Source organism: Flavobacterium sp. Leaf82, assembly GCF_001422725.1.
Taxonomy (GTDB): Bacteria; Bacteroidota; Bacteroidia; order Flavobacteriales; family Flavobacteriaceae; genus Flavobacterium.
On record NZ_LMMA01000033.1, the window covers coordinates 83,998 to 101,245 of the forward strand.

At 31.9% G+C, this 17,248-nt stretch carries 14 protein-coding genes; 5 read left to right on the plus strand and 9 right to left on the minus strand.

All coding sequences use genetic code 11. The features are described 5' to 3' along the window. Positions 1–2 precede the first annotated feature (2 nt). Entirely contained in the window at positions 3–914 is a 912-nt protein-coding gene (locus ASF10_RS18585) for an ABC transporter ATP-binding protein (protein WP_056252461.1), read from the minus strand. A gap of 95 nt (positions 915–1,009) precedes the next feature. Between ASF10_RS18585 and ASF10_RS18590 the strand changes: the two genes are divergently transcribed. Beyond that, entirely contained in the window at positions 1,010–2,062 is a 1,053-nt protein-coding gene (locus tag ASF10_RS18590; protein WP_056252464.1) for a hypothetical protein, read from the plus strand. A 99-nt stretch (positions 2,063–2,161) separates the two neighbouring features. Continuing rightward, complete coding sequence (locus ASF10_RS18595) at positions 2,162–3,022, plus strand: hypothetical protein (protein WP_056252467.1); 861 nt, start codon at positions 2,162–2,164, stop codon at positions 3,020–3,022. Positions 3,023–3,233: 211 nt separating this feature from the next. On the opposite strand, the gene ASF10_RS18600 is transcribed toward ASF10_RS18595, so the two are convergent. Then, positions 3,234–6,968, minus strand: coding sequence for a metallophosphoesterase (locus ASF10_RS18600; protein ID WP_056252470.1), 3,735 nt, complete (start codon positions 6,966–6,968; stop codon positions 3,234–3,236). 26 nt (positions 6,969–6,994) lie between these two features. Here ASF10_RS18600 and ASF10_RS18605 point away from each other — a divergent pair, with 26 nt between their 5' ends. Then, positions 6,995–8,173: a Pycsar system effector family protein gene (locus tag ASF10_RS18605; protein WP_056252473.1), complete on the plus strand. Its 1,179-nt coding sequence runs from the start codon at positions 6,995–6,997 to the stop codon at positions 8,171–8,173. Positions 8,174–8,190: 17 nt separating this feature from the next. On the opposite strand, the gene ASF10_RS18610 is transcribed toward ASF10_RS18605, so the two are convergent. Beyond that, entirely contained in the window at positions 8,191–10,560 is a 2,370-nt protein-coding gene (locus ASF10_RS18610) for a GAF domain-containing protein (RefSeq protein WP_056252476.1), read from the minus strand. Between the two features lie 227 nt (positions 10,561–10,787). Between ASF10_RS18610 and ASF10_RS18615 the strand changes: the two genes are divergently transcribed. Both ASF10_RS18615 and ASF10_RS18620 read left to right on the plus strand, forming a co-directional pair. Further along, on the plus strand, positions 10,788–11,540 hold the full coding sequence (locus ASF10_RS18615) for a glucose 1-dehydrogenase (RefSeq protein WP_056252479.1): 753 nt from the start codon (positions 10,788–10,790) through the stop codon (positions 11,538–11,540). A 73-nt stretch (positions 11,541–11,613) separates the two neighbouring features. Continuing rightward, a complete protein-coding gene (locus ASF10_RS18620) occupies positions 11,614–12,195 on the plus strand; it encodes a TetR/AcrR family transcriptional regulator (protein ID WP_056252482.1) in 582 nt (193 codons plus the stop codon). Positions 12,196–12,314: 119 nt separating this feature from the next. Here ASF10_RS18620 and ASF10_RS18625 read toward each other — a convergent pair whose 3' ends face one another. The 6 genes from ASF10_RS18625 to ASF10_RS18650 form a co-directional block, all read right to left on the minus strand. Next, positions 12,315–12,548: a hypothetical protein gene (locus ASF10_RS18625; protein ID WP_056252485.1), complete on the minus strand. Its 234-nt coding sequence runs from the start codon at positions 12,546–12,548 to the stop codon at positions 12,315–12,317. Positions 12,549–12,752: 204 nt separating this feature from the next. Further along, positions 12,753–13,811, minus strand: a complete 1,059-nt coding sequence (locus ASF10_RS18630) for a nucleoid-associated protein (RefSeq protein WP_056252487.1) — start codon at positions 13,809–13,811, stop codon at positions 12,753–12,755. Positions 13,812–13,855: 44 nt separating this feature from the next. Next, complete coding sequence (locus ASF10_RS18635) at positions 13,856–14,215, minus strand: four helix bundle protein (RefSeq protein ID WP_056252489.1); 360 nt, start codon at positions 14,213–14,215, stop codon at positions 13,856–13,858. Between the two features lie 100 nt (positions 14,216–14,315). Then, entirely contained in the window at positions 14,316–14,855 is a 540-nt protein-coding gene (locus ASF10_RS18640; RefSeq protein ID WP_055095666.1) for an IS1096 element passenger TnpR family protein, read from the minus strand. A gap of 201 nt (positions 14,856–15,056) precedes the next feature. Next, on the minus strand, positions 15,057–15,656 hold the full coding sequence (locus ASF10_RS18645) for an HPP family protein (protein WP_056252492.1): 600 nt from the start codon (positions 15,654–15,656) through the stop codon (positions 15,057–15,059). A gap of 60 nt (positions 15,657–15,716) precedes the next feature. After that, positions 15,717–16,997 carry a chloride channel protein gene (locus ASF10_RS18650; RefSeq protein ID WP_056252495.1) on the minus strand — a complete coding sequence of 427 codons (1,281 nt, stop codon included), beginning with the start codon at positions 16,995–16,997 and terminating at the stop codon, positions 15,717–15,719. Between the last annotated feature and the right edge of the window lie 251 nt (positions 16,998–17,248).

Here is a 17,248-nt window from a genome sequence, read left to right on the forward strand (position 1 = left end):
GTTTAGTTGATTTTGGTAGTGGCGTTTTTGGTTAATTCTAAAAATTGAGCTTCTAAACTGTTTTTGCGTTTCACTAAATGACTCAATGAAATGTTTTTAGAAAATAAAAACTGATTTAGATCTGAAGCTGATAGATCTGATTTTAAGTATACCAAAATTTTCCCTTCTTCCTCGGTAATTCTGTCAACTGCTGAATGTTGTGCCAAAATATTTTTTAGCATAACACTATCATCTGCCATAACTTCGAAGAAACCTTCATTTGCAGACATTGCATCTACAGAACCTGAATAAAGAATTTCTCCTTTTCTTAAAACAATTACATGCGAGCAAACTTTTTCGACTTCATCCAATAAATGAGAAGCTAGTAAAATGGTAGTTCCCTGTGATGCTATCTTCTTTATAATATCCCTAATCTGGTGAATTCCCTGTGGGTCAAGACCATTTGTAGGTTCGTCTAAAATCAGAATTTCAGGATCGTTTAAAAGCGCTGATGCAATAGCTAAACGTTGTTTCATCCCCAATGAGAAAGCACTAAATCTACTGTCTTTTCTTTCGGTTAAACCAACTAAATCTAATTTTTCGCTGATTTTAGAATAGTCGATGCTTTTTATTTTGCAAACTAATTTCAGGTTTTCTTCCGCGGTCATGTACGGATAAAAATTAGGACGTTCTATAATAGCGCCTACTTTTTTTAAAGCTTCGTGAGTCTGAACTCTCCCTCCAAACCAGCTGTAATTTCCTGATGTGCGGTTTACAACATTCAGCACAATTCCCAGAGTAGTTGATTTACCACTTCCGTTAGGACCTAAAATGCCATAAACACGGCCTTTTTGTATTTCAAAAGAAACATTTTTTAAGGCTTGAATTCGCCCGTATCTTTTATGCAGATTTTCAATAGTAAGTATGGTTTCCAAATTTATTTCGGTTTTAGTTTTAAGTATGACGATTCAACTTATATATTGTTACGCTAAATTTTATTTAATGTAAATTTGTAATAAAGATATTCAAAATGAGCGAACCTTTAATGGTTTTTAAAAAACCATCTTATCCTTTAACGCAATCTCTTTTAAATTATTTAGAACGATACGAGCGTATTTCGAAAGTGTCAGTGTTCTATGATGATTTACTGCGATTTTCAGGTTCTGTAAATGTCTATGATAAAAATGAAACGGATACTTTATGGATTCGGGTTTATTATAATGAATTTGAAAGAAATGAAATCGATTTAAACCTGAAAAAGATCTATTCGCTTTTGCATTCTGATGGAAACAGTGAGATTATTCAGTTTTTAAATATCGATGCAATCGACTATTGTACTTTTGGAAACTCAAAACCTTTCCGAATAAAAGTCCGAAATATTCTCAATGATAATTATGTTCATTTTTATATAAAGAAAGCAGATGCTTCCAGAATTTACGGACTGGAATTAGAAGATATCCTATCACCGGATAAAATTAACTTCCTGGTTTATAAAGACACTTTGATTGAGGAACATATTATTGGCATTCCTGGTGATGTTTTTATGGATACTTTATTGGATAATTGTACAGAAATGGAAAAATCCCAGATTGCAAAAGAATTTGTAAAGTTTAATGAACGATGTATGATCAGGCTTTTGGGTGATATGCGTGCGTATAATTATGTAATTGTACCTATTCACGATTTTGATCAGGTGGTGTATAAAATTCGCCCTATAGATTTTGATCAGCAATGTTACGAAGGTAATTTTAAAGTATATCGTCCGCAGTTTTTCAAGGAGAATTATCCAATGATTCAGTTGATAAAGGAAAAGCTCGAAGACAGATCTATAATACAATATAAAGATGAAGAAAGAGCAATTTTAGCAAAACGTATTCATTCTGCTGAAAACAGGATCAAAAAATTATTGAATATAATGTGCCACGATACTATTTCGACAGAGGAACATCTGAATCAATTAAAAATGGAATTGTATCGTTATACAAATGATATGAAATTTAAAAATGCCAGATCAATGGGACACATTATGTTCGCTGCATTTGAATTTATTACACGTAATTTTAAAAACACGAATTTAATCTAGGGTTTTTATGCTTTAGATTGCACAGATTATTTAGGTCTTTTATCTGATTTATTTCAGGAGAATCATTTTTATCTGTGGCTAATTAATTAAAAATATAATATGAAAAAGTTTTTCTTGTTTGGATTTTCCATTGCTTTACTGGCTTGCCAGCAACAATCAAATAGTGATTTAAAGACATTGTATTCGCTTCCTAAAAAGTTAAAAGAAGTATCGGGAATTACTTATTTTCCAGATTCGAATTTGATTTATACCTTAGAAGACAGTGGAAATAAAAATGAAATCTACGCCATAAATTCAGAAGGGAAGATTAATAAAACCATTGCAATTACAAACGCCACAAATGTAGATTGGGAAGATATTACAAAAGATAAAAGCGGCAATATTTATATTGGAGATTTTGGGAACAACGATAACGAACGCAAAGATTTGTGTATCTATAAAGTCAATAAAAACCAATTAAATAAAGATTTGGCTGTAGCCGAATATAAAATTTCATTTTCTTACCCGGAGCAAACGGAATTTCCACCAAAGAAAAAAGAATTATTTTATGATGTTGAAGGATTTTTTGAGCACGGAAATTATTTTTATCTTTTTACAAAAAACCGAAGTAAAAACTTCGACGGAACAGCTTTTATTTATAAAATATTAAATGCGCCGGGAACTCAAAAAGCAACTAAAATTGGTGAATTTAAAACCTGTAACAATTATAATCATTGTGTTCTAACAAGCGCTACAATTAGTCCGGATGGTAAAAAAGTAGTTTTGTTAAGTCATGATAAAATTGTCTTGTTTAAAGATTTCAAAGGAGATTTATTTCATAAAGGATCCCAGACGGAAATAAAATTAAATCACTTTTCTCAAAAAGAAGCCATAGTTTTCAAAGACAATAATACGTTATTGATCGCCGATGAAAAAACAAATAAAGTAGGAGGAAATGTTTATGAGTTTAAGCTAAAGTGAGAATAAAGTTGCTGAGTTGCTAAGTTACTAAGATGCTAAGTTCTTTTAAGTTGATAAGCTTAGAGTTACAAAAAAATAGCCACGAATTCACGAATTTCATTATAAATAATTCGTGAATTCGTGGCTAAAAATTTGTCTTTTTGAGCCTTTGGTGCTTTGAACCTTTCCTGGAAAACTTAGCCTCTTAGCAACTCAGAGCCTTAGTGCCTTACTAGAAGCTATATGCAGCTCCAAAAATAACCCTTCCTTCTTCGTCAGGAGATTTAAAATAAGAGATTCTTGCTGTTAAAACATTGATTGCATTCAGCCAAAGTCCGCCACCATAATCCTGATGCCATTTTTTTGAATTTTCTCCGTCAAGCCAAATTCTTCCGTAATCAAAACCACCCAGAATTCCGTAAGTTAGAGGAGCAATCGTTTTTCTTATTTTACCAATACTTAATCGTAAATCTGAACTTTGAGAGAAATAAGAATCTCCTAAAAAGCGTTCGTTTCTATAACCACGCAAATCAGTGTCTCCACCTAAAGTAGCACCTTGATAAAATTCGTAATTGTTGTTTAGTATTGCTTTTCCTTTTAAAATTGTAGCTAAAACCAATTTTCCGTTATGATCGATTTTATGAGTAAATCCTAAAAAACTTTCAATAGCAGGGAAGTTTTGTTTTGTATCATTTAAATTAGAAAGCCATGTTACCGAAGCCATAAAAGCAACTCCTAAAGTTGGTTTTGCAGCAAAATCAGCATTTTTAAAAAGGTATTTAATTTTTGCACCACCATAAACCTGACTGTCAAAAACGTTAGGATTTATAATACCCGGAGTATCAATAAACCTGTTTTCAGTTTCTTCAACTCTCATTTGTTGCAACATTGGCTGAATGCTAAATTCACTGCCATATCTGCCAACGTGTCTAATAGCTCCTGAAAGATTAAATCTCTGAATACGAACACGGTTATAATCCATTCCAAACTCCTCAGAATTGTTTATGGATTCATTTCCATATCCAAAATAATTTACAGCAAAATTTGGGGTTGTATATTGCGATTCAACATCAATAACCCATTTTCCTAACAAACCAGGAAAATGTGCTACATAATTAAATTCCAAACCTCCAGTTGCAAAATAATAAAAAGCATTTAAAACGTGTCTTTGTGTATATGGATTCTGTTTGAAATTATTAACAGTATAATTTAAATTAATCCCCACTTTTACACCATCATCAGGATTAAACCCAATGTTAGGAAGTCCTGATACTACATTGTATTTAGGTCTTTCGTAATTGTATAAATTGACATCATAGTCATCTGTCAATTGTGTTTGGGTTTTTGAGTCCAGATTATAAGTGTTTTCTTTTGATTTAAAATCATAGACAATAACTCTTTTTCCGTTTTCAATGTTATAAGTATCATTGTTCTGACCACCAATCAAACGAATTTTTATTTTCGATTTATGATCGCCAGTTACTTCAAAAACATCATTATCATCTAAACCATAAATCCAAAGATTTTTAGTTTTAGCATCTGTAACAGTTTTGGTATAAACCAATTCATCACCTTCTTTTTTAACTCTTAAAACCTGAATTTCGATACTTTTTTTAGCATTGTGGTTGATAATGAATTTATCTTTTTTGTCAGTTCCGGCAATCATAACCGTATGACTTAAGATGTCAAAATACTCTGATGCATATTTTTGAAGATCTTTTTTCCTGTTTTTTAATTTATGCTTAATATCTTCAATCGTTCCGTCCTGTACTTCTTTTGGTAAGTTTTTAAAGGCATTATCGATATCACTGTCAGATAAATTTTCCTGGATATATTTAGCCTGAGCGAGCCAGTCTTTTTCTTCAGCAGTTCTTAAAAATGCTAAATCCATTGGATAAGGTTCTCTGTTAAGCCATTTTACATTGTCGATTTTATTTTTGAAAGTTCGCATGTGTCGAAGTGCCGGAATATTCATTAAAATAGAAAGTAAAGTTCCGTCATATTTCACAAAAGCCTGATCGCGGTCACGAGGAATTGGGATGTAAGTTACTTTGCCGTCTTTTTTGTGTTCAGCCCAACGCCATTGATCGCTATGTCTGTCCCAATCGCCAATAAGCATGTCAAATAAACGTGCTTTCATGTATTCCTTTTCGTCAACACTGTATTTTTCATCCTTATGAAGATTTTTCATCATATCTTCAGTACTGATAATATCAGTTGGATTTCCAAAATTTTTGCCATCAAGATGATTGTCAGCAGGTCTTTCTTCAACCATATAAAGCTGATCTCCAAAATTCGAGTTAAACTCTTTTAAACCATTTTGTTTTGGTATATAGTAAAGGATAGGATTTGTATGTGCCAAACCAATTTTATCTGCCATACTACCAACTGCAAATGGTGTATAAGGATGCGAAGTGGTGTAGAAATCAAATAAAAAGTTCTCAGCATAAGTATCTTCAAAATCATTGACAACATATTGATCCTTAAAAGCTACGGATTGCAAAAATACAGTGGCACTTTTTTTCAAGGCACGCATTACATATTCCCTGCCTTTAGGATCTGAAACTCTTAGCGATACAGATTGATGGCCTCCGCCTTCACGAATAGGTTTTAAACCGCCCATTAAAGTATCTAAAGTGGCCGTTTTTGCTTCTATTGGCAAACTGTAATACTTTCTGTAATGTTGCCCAAATAAGAATTTATGGAACAAACTCTTATCTGTCATTTTTGTTGAATAAATTGAGGTTGTAACTGTTGCCGGAAATTTATTATCGACTGTTGCAGCCCAATTAATTTCTTTTGCTTTTATGATTTCATGCTCAAAAAGCAGTTTTTCTTTGTTGTTTTCATTTCCAAAGAAAGAAACTTTTGCATCTCCGCTTTTAAATAAAGTCAAAGTTGCATAACCATTTCCTCCATAAGAGAATTCAGTTGGGTTTATAGCCCTTGCAGCTTCAGATTTTGATCCCGCGCCACTAATAATTTGTTTAATATTTTCTTTATTGACATACTGCAAATTATGGTCGTGTCCGGAAACAACAATTACATTTTTTTGTTTTTGTAAAAGTGTTTTAATTCGCTTAGCATAAATCGTGTATTGTTTATTTTGTATATCCTGCGGACTTACACCAGATGTTTTTCGAAGCAAATTGATAAAAGAACCAATTATTGGCAACGGTATTTTTTTCTCTAACGGAAATAATTGTTTCTCTAACGAAAATTGTCCGCCGTGTGTTCCGTTACTCATCAAAGGATGATGAATAGCAATAACAACTGTTTTTTCCTGATTTTTATTTAAAAGATTTTCAAGTTCGTCAAAAAAATCTTCTCTCGTTTTTATGTCGCAATTATCATTTATCGTAGGGTGATTATCCCAATCTTCCAGAAACCATTCACTGTCGATTGTAATTAAAGTTGCGGTACTATCAATTTTTACATCTTCGATAGCACAACTTTTTCTAGGCAAAAATGCCTTTTTATCATTAAGATATTTAGTTACAAAATCTGCTTGTCGCTCTAAACCTTTTATACCATTATACCAGTCATGATTACCCGGAATAACAATCGTTTTTCCTTTAAAACCTTTGGTAAGTTTTAATTGATTCGTAAGTTTCGTTTCGGCCAAAGCTTTCTCTGCGGCGTTTTCATCACTAGGGAAACCTTTAGGATAAATATTATCTCCCAAAAATAATAAGGTCGCTTTTTTATTCGATTTCTTTAATTTTTCATGCAGTAATTCAAGCGTTTGCTGCGCTTGCACTTCATCTGCATTTCCGGCATCTCCAACTAAATAAATGGTGTGTGCAATTTTTATAGTATCTGTTGCGTTTTCCGTTTCGTTGGCACTAACATCTTTTCCGTATTGCACTTTATGCGTCGCACAGGAATAAACCAGTAATAAGGCAACAATTGCTAAAAACCGGTTTTTAATTTTAGTAATAAAATGATTATCCAAAAACAATTTCATAATTTAGTGGTATAAAAATAATCTCCATGAATCTAATAGAACAATCCGAAGATTTCGTCAGTAATTTACTCAAAGATAAACTTTCTAATCTATATTCTTATCATAATTTTAACCATACTTTAACGGTAGTAAATGCGGTAAAAGAGCTATGTAAAAAAGAAGAAGTTAAAGGCGATGATAAAGAACTGCTTCTGGTTGCGGCATGGTTTCATGATACAGGTTATACAGAAGGGTATGAAAACCATGAAGCACAAAGTGTTAAAATCGCAACGGAGTTTTTGAAAGAAAAACACCAATCTGAAGAATTTATAGCAACTGTTTCCAGTTTAATTTTGGCTACAATAAAAGAGTATGTACCAAAAACACATTTGGAGAAAATTATTAAAGATGCTGATTTTGCTCATATTATGGGAACAGAATATGAAACAACATGTGAATTACTGCGTATTGAGTTGAAAAATACCTGGGATTTGAATTTTTCTAATGAAGAATGGGCAAAAGAAAATTTTAATTTTCTAATCAATAAACATCGATTTTATACTGATTATGCCATGAAAAAATGGCAACCTCTAAAAGAGAAAAACTTACTTCTTATTCAGAAGAAGATTGAAAAGCAAAAAAAGAAAGAAGCGGATAAAATAGAAGAAGACAATAAAAAGAAAGACAAAGTCGAAAAACCGGATCGTGGAGTTGATACTTTGTTTCGTGTTACTTTAGGAAATCATACGCGTTTAAGCGGAATTGCAGATAGTAAAGCCAATATATTATTGTCTGTAAATGCGATTATTATTTCGATTGCACTTTCGTCGATTATTCCAAAACTGGATAGTCCTAAAAATGCCCATTTGGTAATTCCCACTTTTATAATGTTAATGTCAAGTGTAATTACTATAATCTTTGCCATACTTTCTACACGACCAAAAGTTACTTCCGGAGTTTTTACAAGAGAAGATATCGAAAATAAAAAAATTAATTTATTGTTCTTTGGAAACTTTTACAAAATGCCTTTAGAAGAATATGATTGGGCAATGAATGAAATGATGAAAGACAGAGATTATCTTTATTCTAACATGATTAAAGATTTATATTATCTGGGATTAGTTTTACAGCGCAAATATAATTTACTGCGAATAGCCTATAACTTTTTTATGGTTGGTCTTATTGTTACAGTAGTATCTTTTATAATTGCTTTTAAATCGATTTAAAAAAAAAGCTCAACTATTTAGTTGAGCTCATCTAATAAATCCTGATAGGTGATTTTTTGAGTCACCTGATTGCTATTATTAATCACTTTTACACGAATTGCTCTTAAACCTGAAACACCCTGAAGATCTTCGACCTCAAATTGTTCTATTGATGGTTCAAGGATTTTCTTGTGTTGTAAGTACTTAATATATTTTAAATATTCAGCTTCTTCACTGTTTTGAGAATATACGATTGTGATCTTTTCCTTCTCTGTAATTCTGTCTTTTGTACCTTTAATATTCGATTTGTCGATACGTTTTTTGACCACTTCATATCGCGCATTATAAGTTCCGTCAACATCAAAACGTTTTTCATCCATTCTAAAACGGATAGAAAGCGGAGCACTAAATACCAAAATCAAAGACGTAACATCAAGTTCATAAGGCAATGATTCCTTTAGCTGATGATGTTCAAGTTCCATTTCGCATAATGTTTGCAATTGCCATAAACGCAAATTGTGCAAATACATAATATCAAAAGGACGTGTTGGTGCAATTGACGCCCCTATGTACAAATTATGTTCAACACCGTCTGTTTTAAAACGCTCGTAATAATGCGGATAAATTTGTTGTGCCTCAATTTGTTTTCTATCCAGAACAGTAGCTAATTTTTTATTGATAATAGACATTGCATTATCAAATTTCTTTCTTTCCTGATAAAATAATCCGGTTTTTTCATCCAGGCTTTCAAAATACAAACGCTCTAGTTTTTGACTTTTTTCGGTTTCTTTCGTGTTCTTTAGCAAAGGATGAATTTCTTCTTCAATATAACGTTGAATATATTGTTCTGTATCCGCTTTTAAAGGAGAATCTAATTCACTGCGAAACGATTCTAATTCAAATTTTCTTTGTTCCAGCAACACTAAGTTTGTATTAGGATCCTGAGATTCAAAAATCTTTAACAGAGCAGTCAGCTGGTTTTTAAGGTCTCTTTTTACAGTTTCATTTCTATGTTCAGAGGAACCTTTAATATCGATCTGACCATATAAAGGATATACATTTTTAAAAACAATTTCTTTAAAAATATAATCTTTAGTCTGATTGTTTGTAGTCTGAAAATAATTCTGAGATTCTTTCTTAAATTTCCAATATACACTTGGGTGAATCGTAGTGTATTCACGCTGAATAATTGATGCAATCTGATGTTGCATATCTGTATTGTAGCGATCAATAGTATCTGTTAAGTAGGGAAGGACCAATTCTAGTTTAGTCGCATTTATACTATTTAAATCCCGAACATTTTTAGAAACTAATTCTACAACACCCAATAAGTGATCGTCTTTTATAACTGGTGCAAAAACACAACTCTGAATCCCTTGTCTTAATAAATGCTCACCAAGTTTTTTGTTAGATGATTCTTCGATGAATTTTTTTACGTCAGAAATTACAAATAGTTCTTTATTATCAAGAAGATTTTCGAATGAGCAGCCAAAAAAAGCATTTTTACAATCGACTTCCTGATCTTTTGTAAGCAGAAAACTCTGAAGCTGATGATCAAACTTAAGCGGTCTTAGAAATTTTTCTTCCTCTGGATTATAAACTATAAAACCAACTTTTAAATCAGGAACCTTAAATATAGATCTAAAAATATTAGTTACAATTTCATCCGTTGCAACTGTTTTAGAATCAGGTTTTAATAAATTACTTTTTAAGTTAGAAATAGCACTTTCTATCGTTGCATCAAATAGAGAAACAATACCAAAACCTTTAAGAGTCCAGCTTCCCGGAGGAAATTTCGATTTCCAGAGTTCGATATCATTATAATTGTCAATTAGTAAATTAATATCGTCCTGAGTTAAATGTACAGATTCATTTGTTGGAATAATTTCCATAAAATCAGCATTGTACAAAATACGATAATGTTTTTCTACGCCATCTTCATCCGGAATGTCATAGAAAAATGGCTTATTAAAATCTATTTTTTGTTTATAATATACTCCTAAAATAAGACAGCAGTTGTTGATATAGAATTGGTGATCATCAAAATCACGAATTTCCATATAAAATTCATCACCGGCATTACGCAGGATTTTCTTGAAACGGTCTGTATAATTAAAAGATACGTTCTGGAAAGGAATTGTAACAGCTTTAATCTCATTATTTGTCAAAGCAGTTGGAAACAAATCTGCTAATAAATTTTTAATTAAAGCTTCATTGTTTTTTATAATAGAAAAATCCTCAATACCAGTTCTAAATTCAGGTATTAATTCTGTTTGTTTTAATATGGCTTTGGCGTAGTTGGCTCGGTAATCAACATTTGATAAAGCAATTTCTTCAAAAGATTCAATTAGTTTATGAAATGAAATTATGGTTTTAAAGGGACTTTCTTTATGTAAATGAATATCCATGTTAAGTTTTTTTTAGAGTACAAAATTAAGCATAAATTAAGAATGTTTGTCATTTTCTTATTTCTTTCGTCTATCGTTCCATAGATTTTACTTGCTGAAAATCAGTGTTTTTAGGGGTAATTATTATTTTAACAAAATATTAACTTTAATAATAACGGAACGATCGTTCCGTTATTATATCTTTGTACCATAATAATTAAATAATCAATAATTTAAAAACAATAAAAATGAAAAATTTAGAAAACAAAGTAGCAATTGTAACTGGTGGAAATAGTGGAATTGGTTACGCAGCTGCTGCAGATTTAGTAGCAAAAGGTGCAACAGTAATTGTAACAGGTAGAAACAAAGAAGCTTTGGTTCAAGCCGAAAAAGAATTGAATGTTACCGGAATTGTTTCAGATCAATCTGATCTAAAATCAATTGATGCATTAGTAGAACAACTTAAAGCTCAATTTGGTAAAGTTGATATTTTATTTTTGAATGCAGGAACAGCTTCTTTTGCTCCGGTAGAATCAGCTTCAGAGCAACATTATGACAGCATTATGAATGTAAATGTAAAAGGAGTTTATTTTACCGTTCAAAAAGTTTTACCAATATTAAATGATGGAGGTTCTATTATTTTTAATACTTCTATAAATGCGCATGTTGGTATGCCAAATTCAAGTGTTTATGCAGCCAGTAAAGCAGCAGTATTATCTTTGAATAAAGTATTTGCAACAGAATTGGCACCAAGAAAAATCAGAGTAAATGCAGTTTCTCCTGGTCCGGTTGAAACTCCGCTTTACGGAAAATTAGGTTTAGAAAAAGCAGAGGTAGAAGGTTTTGGAGCAGTTTTAGGTGAAAAAATATTATTGAAACGTTTTGGTCAGGCTTCAGAAATTGCAAAAACTGTTAGTTTCCTTGCTTCAGATGATGCATCGTTTATTACAGGAGCCGAAATTGTTGTAGATGGAGGTCTTACTGTTAATGCAGTAGTATAATTTTTTTTACACAAATTCAGGAACGATTGTTCCGTTTTTCATACCTTTGTAATGATAATTTAATTTTGAAGTCATGGCTAGAACAAAAGAATTTAATGAAGATCAGGCTTTAGATAAAGCGATTGAAATTTTTTGGCACAAAGGTTACAACGGAACATCTGCCCAGGATTTAGTAACACATTTAGGTTTAAGTCGTTCCAGTTTGTATGATACCTTTGGCGATAAGCAAAAGCTGTTTGCTCAGTCTTTGCAGCGTTACCAAAAAAATGCTCAAAATCAAATCGTTGATTTATTAGAGCAGTCAGATAATATCAAAGAAACTTTAAGGGATATCTTTAAACAAGCTGTTATAGAAAGTTTAGAAGACCGCATTACAAAAGGTTGTTTTATGGTAAATTCTTCTGTAGAATTGGCAATGCATGATGAAGAGATTGCAAAAATTGTAAAAAACAACAGCCAGATAATGGAAGAGGTTTTTACAAAAGCCGTACAAAAAGGGCAGGATTCAGGACATATCTCCAAAGCAAATAGCGCACGAGTTTTAGCCCGATCCATTTTTAATACTTATTCCGGAATCAGGGTTTTAGCCCGAACTGGCGAAAGAGACAAACAAGTTTATGATGATATTATAAAAGCAATGTTTTCTATATTGTAATGATTAGGAAAGCTGAAAAAACAAAGAACGTTAATTACAAGTGTAATTAACGTTTTTTGTTTTTAATAGAAAATGAATAATAACGATTAGATTTTTTCTTTTTAAAAAATTAAAAATAATTACCTGTTTCCGTCAAGTAATTTCATTTCATCTATAATAGTTGCAATTGCTGATTGTTCTTCTGTTTCCAACTCTTGTGTATATAAAAGAGTAATTAGAATAGTGTAAGAATCCTCTAAATTTGAATTTTCTTCAAGTTTGAGATCTGGATTCTGATATTTTTGGAGTAATGTTTTGGCACATTCAAAAGCGCGTTCTTCTAGTGTAGATTCTGTATTTTTTTGAGGTGCCATTGTTTATGTTATACGTTAAGTATCAAATCTACTGAATTTTTCAATCAATTGTCTTTTTTTAAAGAGTATAAAAACGGCATTTTATTATTGCGATAAAAACTTAATGTCTATTATTGAACAGAAAAGTAAGTCAATAAAAAAACGGCAATTACTACTGTAGTTGCCGTTTTTTGTTTTAAGTAAGTAATAGAAAATGAATGACTATTAGCTTTTTTCTTCTTTATTGAAATAAACTAAGTAGTAATACATTTGTTTTTCTTCATCCCAGCCTTTTTCAACAAATTTTTCTGCGCTTTCAGGATTGATAAAATCCATTTTGATCTGGATGTGAGTATCCAGATTAATAACATTTTTAATCGATTTTCTAGCATCAGAAACTGCTGCATTAGCAATAGGGAATGAGGTTACATCTTCGATGCTGTATTTTTCTCCTTTATCAACTTTATAGTTTTTGAACTCAGGAATCAAGTCAGGATTGTCTAATACTTCATTCAGGAAGTTTTGCTCTTCGAACTGATCATTTTTAGCGAAATAATTCACAGATCGGTTCATAAACATTACTTCTTCTTTTTTGTCTTCTGCTGGCAAAACAACATCTTTTGCAAAGTTTTGACAGAATTTCAAGTATTTTTTAGTGATGAAGTTCTCATCTTCAAAAGCATCAACTGATAAAAAGTGCTCTAACCAGTAACGCGCATCATAACGGTTGCTGTCAACAGTTAGAATTTTGTACCCTTCGTCTTTTTTATAGTTAAAAATCAAACAGCCTTTATCTAATTTACTCAAGTTAATACCTTGTTGCAAGATCATTTCAAGGTTACTGTTTTTTTCTTCAAATTGTAAAAAATCAGCTTGTAACTCACTTTTAAAAATTCCGATAGCATCAACAACATTATTGTCGATACTTAGATTTGTTAAATACGTTACATAAACCTCTCCGTTTTTAATGTGAGGATGATTTGACTGCTCGAATAAATGCGTTGTGATTCTTTTCGAAATCTCCTGTAAGTTGTTCGGATTGTCAAAAATCTCAGTAGCATATTTAAACATGTCGTTGTAATCCAAATCGACTTCGTGCGCAAACTGATAATAGTTTTCTTCTTTCTCTCTAAAAGGTTTAAAAAAGTACTCTTTTATCAAAGGAACAATTTCATCGTTTAGATTAAATGGTTGTTCTGATAAAAAAATCGCTTCGTTTCTGCTTTTGTTTCCTACGCGGTGTATCGCAAGCGTCTCGATGTGGGTGTTGAAAAGGTTGATCATATTTAAAGGTGCTAAGGTTCTAAGTTGCTAAGGTTCTAAGTGTTTTAGTTTCTGTCTTTTAATTTCTTAATAAACGAAACCAACATTCTCTCTACTTCTCGACTGTCCTCGTATAAATTATTAAATTCTTCTTCGTTAAGATAGGTTATGTTTTTAGCAATCTCTAATTGAGTTTGCATTTCAAATAATGAACCTACTGAAATATTTAAAAAGCGTAAAAAATCTTTAGTGCTTTCTCGTCCAAATCCTTCGGCAATATTGCTGGAAATCGAAATGGAACTACGTCTGATTTGTGAAGTTAATCCAAAGATCTCTTCTTTTGGAAATTTGTTTGTTGAAAAATAGATTTTGGTAATTAAGGCCATTGATTTTTGCCAGATAAGTAGACTTCTAAAGTTGCTCATTTTATATTTAGTTTTTATGCAATAAAATTAAATATAAGAAAAAACTTTCAAAACAAAAAACTTAGAACCTTTGCAACTCAGTACCTTTGTACCTTTCCTCTTAATTCCAATTCTCCTCAAATCCAAAATCTTCAAAGCTGTCGTCGCCTTCGAACATGTCAAGATCGTCTTCGTCAAGATCATCTTCAAATTCTCCGTAGATATCATCGTGCATATCTGCTTCGAAGCTTTTTTCTGTAGCTTCGTCAGGCATTTCTCCGTGAGAGAATAAAGTTTCCGGGTAAGGAACTCCTGCAATCTGATCTTCAATAGCGGCTAATTCAACTAAGAAAGTCCACATATTAATGAAATCATATACATAGATGATTTTGGTATTATCTTTATCTAAGATATCAGATAATTGATAATCGCTCATGGTTTTTTGTTCTCCGGGAACGTCGCCGGTATCAAAAAGAGCAATTTCGTCTTCTTGATTCCAAGTTTCATCGCAAGTATAAAACGAAGCTACTTCCATTCCGTCAAAACCAAAAGCGTTGAAGATTGCATTGTGTAAATCTTCAAGAGTATCATCTTCAAGAATTGCAATGTCTCTAAAAATATCTTCTTCGGCGTCTAGAATTACTCTAAATTTATAAACCATAATCTTTGTTTTTTTGAAAGGTCAAAGGTAAAATATAAAAAACGAAATACGAATTGTGAATTACGTTTTGTTGAAAAGATTTTAAAAAGATAGATTAGCGGTTAGTTTGTCATTGCGAGGAACGAAGCAACCACACTACAAATAAACGCAAAATGATTAAACAAGTGAGATTGCTTCGTTCCTCGCAATGACAAGTTAAAATCACCTTCCAACCAATCTTTTCCTGATCTTGTGATAATGCTTATGATAAGTGCTATGACTAGGATAACTTCTGCTTGAAGTCATATTGTTAAAAATCAATGCTGTTATAAAAAGAATCAGTACACCATCTAAAACCGGAGAAAGTACATACATAAACCCTAAATCTTTTATTTGGGCAGAACCTGTAACCGCTATAAGTGCCGTTGCACCTCCGGGAGGATGAAGTGTTTTGGTAATTTGCATAAATATAATCGAAAGAGAAACGGCCAAAGGCGCTGATAACCAAACAATATCCGGAACCAATTTGTTTATTGTGACTCCAATAACGGCTGAGATAAGATGACCGCCAATTAAATTTCGAGGTTGCGAGAACGGACTTTGAATAATTCCGTAAACCAATACGCTTGATGCGCCAAAAGAACCAATTAAAAAAACAATATCTGTACCTGAAAAACGGATGGATTCTAGATAAGAGAGAATTCCGATACCGATAAAAGAACCTATAAATGACCAGAAATGTTCTTTGTAATCTATTAAAGTTTCTTTGTAAAGTATATAACGTGTTTTACGATACCCTCTTTTTATTTTTGGAGTTGGCATAGATGTTTAATATTTTTTGTGGTATTATGCGCCATGAATTCGTGAATTCTTGGCAAAAAATTATTTAGTCAAGCTTGGAGCGTAACTATATACTGTATAAGGATAAATCATTTTTGCTGTATATTTTGAAATTAAGCAAACTACTAAAATCGGTAAAAACAAAGTATAATCATTTGTTAATCCGCAGACTAAGAAAATTGCTGTAAATGGCGCGTGAATACTGGCGCTTAAAACAGCAGCCATACCAAGAATCATAAAATTAACCGGCAGAACATGTACATGGAAAAAAGTGTTAAGAACTGATGCCAGCAATAATCCTAAAAAAGCACCAATAAAAAGGCTGGGAGCAAAAACTCCACCATCGCCACCAGACGCTAATGTTATCGAAGTTACGATAGGTTTAAGTAATAAAACTCCAACAAAAGTAAAAGCTAAAGTTAATGTTAGCGGGATTTCGGCTGAATTGCTAAAGATTCCTTTTATAGCGTGATATCCTTCGCCATACAATTGAGGAAAAATAAATAACGAAACACTTAAAACCACAGAACCTATTAAGATTTTATAATAATGAGTGTCGATTTTGCCAAACTGAGATTTAAAAAATAAAACACAACGGGTTAAATAAACCGAATTTATTCCGGCTAAAATTCCTAAAAGTATAAAATACGGAATCGCTTTTAAATGCCAGGTTGTAATCGAAACGGCAAACAAAGGTTCTTCTTTTAATATTGTAAGTAATCCAAAAGCGACTGAAACTGCAATTATATTTGAAATAATAAATGCGCGGGTCACTTTTCTGGAAATTACTTCAAGAGCAAATAATATTCCTGCAATTGGACTGCTGAATAATGCTGTAACTCCGGCCGCAACTCCTGCACAAATAAGCTCTGTTTTGTATTTACGAAATACATTTTCTTTTTGTTGGGCAACAGATCCAATTGTAGCGGTGGCAACAACAGTCGAAACTTCGATTCCGGTCGAACCTCCAAAAACAACAGTCAATAATCCGTTTATAAAGTGTGATGGAATTTTATAGGATGGTAAATTTTTTGAAGTTGATTTGGTACTTTCAAATACTTCCTTGATTCCTTTATTTTCTTTTTTCTTAAAGAGATATTGTCGCAAAAAATAAATTACAGACAATCCAAAAACCGGAAAAAGTATATAAAACAGAGGATTTACAGATACTTGATGAAAGAAGATTTCTTCGTAATATTCCGTAATTTTTTTAAGTGAGATTCCTAAAAAGGCAGAAAGAAAGCCAATTAAGATAGAAACGATAACTAATTTTTGAAGGACAATGAATTGATGATTTTTTTTGATTTTCGCCGTTTTGTTCATCAGAAGTGGATTTGTTAATCGCAGAATTATATTTGCGATTTCACAAAATTAAAGAATCATATTCGTTTTTTAATGAAAAACACTCAGTATATTGTGTTAAAGTTACTAATTAGAGAAAATTCTTTCACTTGTAAATTAGCTAAAAAGGCACGATTTTCAATTTAGAGACAATGATTTAAAGGCAGTATTTGTCATTTCGACGAAGGAGAAATCTTCGCAAGAAACTCTACAAAGATTGGCGATTTTGATTG

Excerpts from the sequence above, each read along its gene's own strand:
- ASF10_RS18630 (WP_056252487.1), bottom strand. The coding sequence starts at position 13,811 with ATGATCAACCTTTTCAACACCCACATCGAGACGCTTGCGATACACCGC.
- ASF10_RS18605 (WP_056252473.1), top strand. The coding sequence starts at position 6,995 with ATGAATCTAATAGAACAATCCGAAGATTTCGTCAGTAATTTACTCAAA.
- ASF10_RS18595 (WP_056252467.1), top strand. The coding sequence starts at position 2,162 with ATGAAAAAGTTTTTCTTGTTTGGATTTTCCATTGCTTTACTGGCTTGC.
- ASF10_RS18640 (WP_055095666.1), bottom strand. The coding sequence starts at position 14,855 with ATGGTTTATAAATTTAGAGTAATTCTAGACGCCGAAGAAGATATTTTT.
- ASF10_RS18615 (WP_056252479.1), top strand. The coding sequence starts at position 10,788 with ATGAAAAATTTAGAAAACAAAGTAGCAATTGTAACTGGTGGAAATAGT.
- ASF10_RS18600 (WP_056252470.1), bottom strand. The coding sequence starts at position 6,968 with ATGAAATTGTTTTTGGATAATCATTTTATTACTAAAATTAAAAACCGG.
- ASF10_RS18620 (WP_056252482.1), top strand. The coding sequence starts at position 11,614 with ATGGCTAGAACAAAAGAATTTAATGAAGATCAGGCTTTAGATAAAGCG.
- ASF10_RS18610 (WP_056252476.1), bottom strand. The coding sequence starts at position 10,560 with ATGGATATTCATTTACATAAAGAAAGTCCCTTTAAAACCATAATTTCA.
- ASF10_RS18625 (WP_056252485.1), bottom strand. The coding sequence starts at position 12,548 with ATGGCACCTCAAAAAAATACAGAATCTACACTAGAAGAACGCGCTTTT.
- ASF10_RS18590 (WP_056252464.1), top strand. The coding sequence starts at position 1,010 with ATGAGCGAACCTTTAATGGTTTTTAAAAAACCATCTTATCCTTTAACG.
- ASF10_RS18635 (WP_056252489.1), bottom strand. The coding sequence starts at position 14,215 with ATGAGCAACTTTAGAAGTCTACTTATCTGGCAAAAATCAATGGCCTTA.
- ASF10_RS18645 (WP_056252492.1), bottom strand. The coding sequence starts at position 15,656 with ATGCCAACTCCAAAAATAAAAAGAGGGTATCGTAAAACACGTTATATA.
- ASF10_RS18650 (WP_056252495.1), bottom strand. The coding sequence starts at position 16,997 with ATGAACAAAACGGCGAAAATCAAAAAAAATCATCAATTCATTGTCCTT.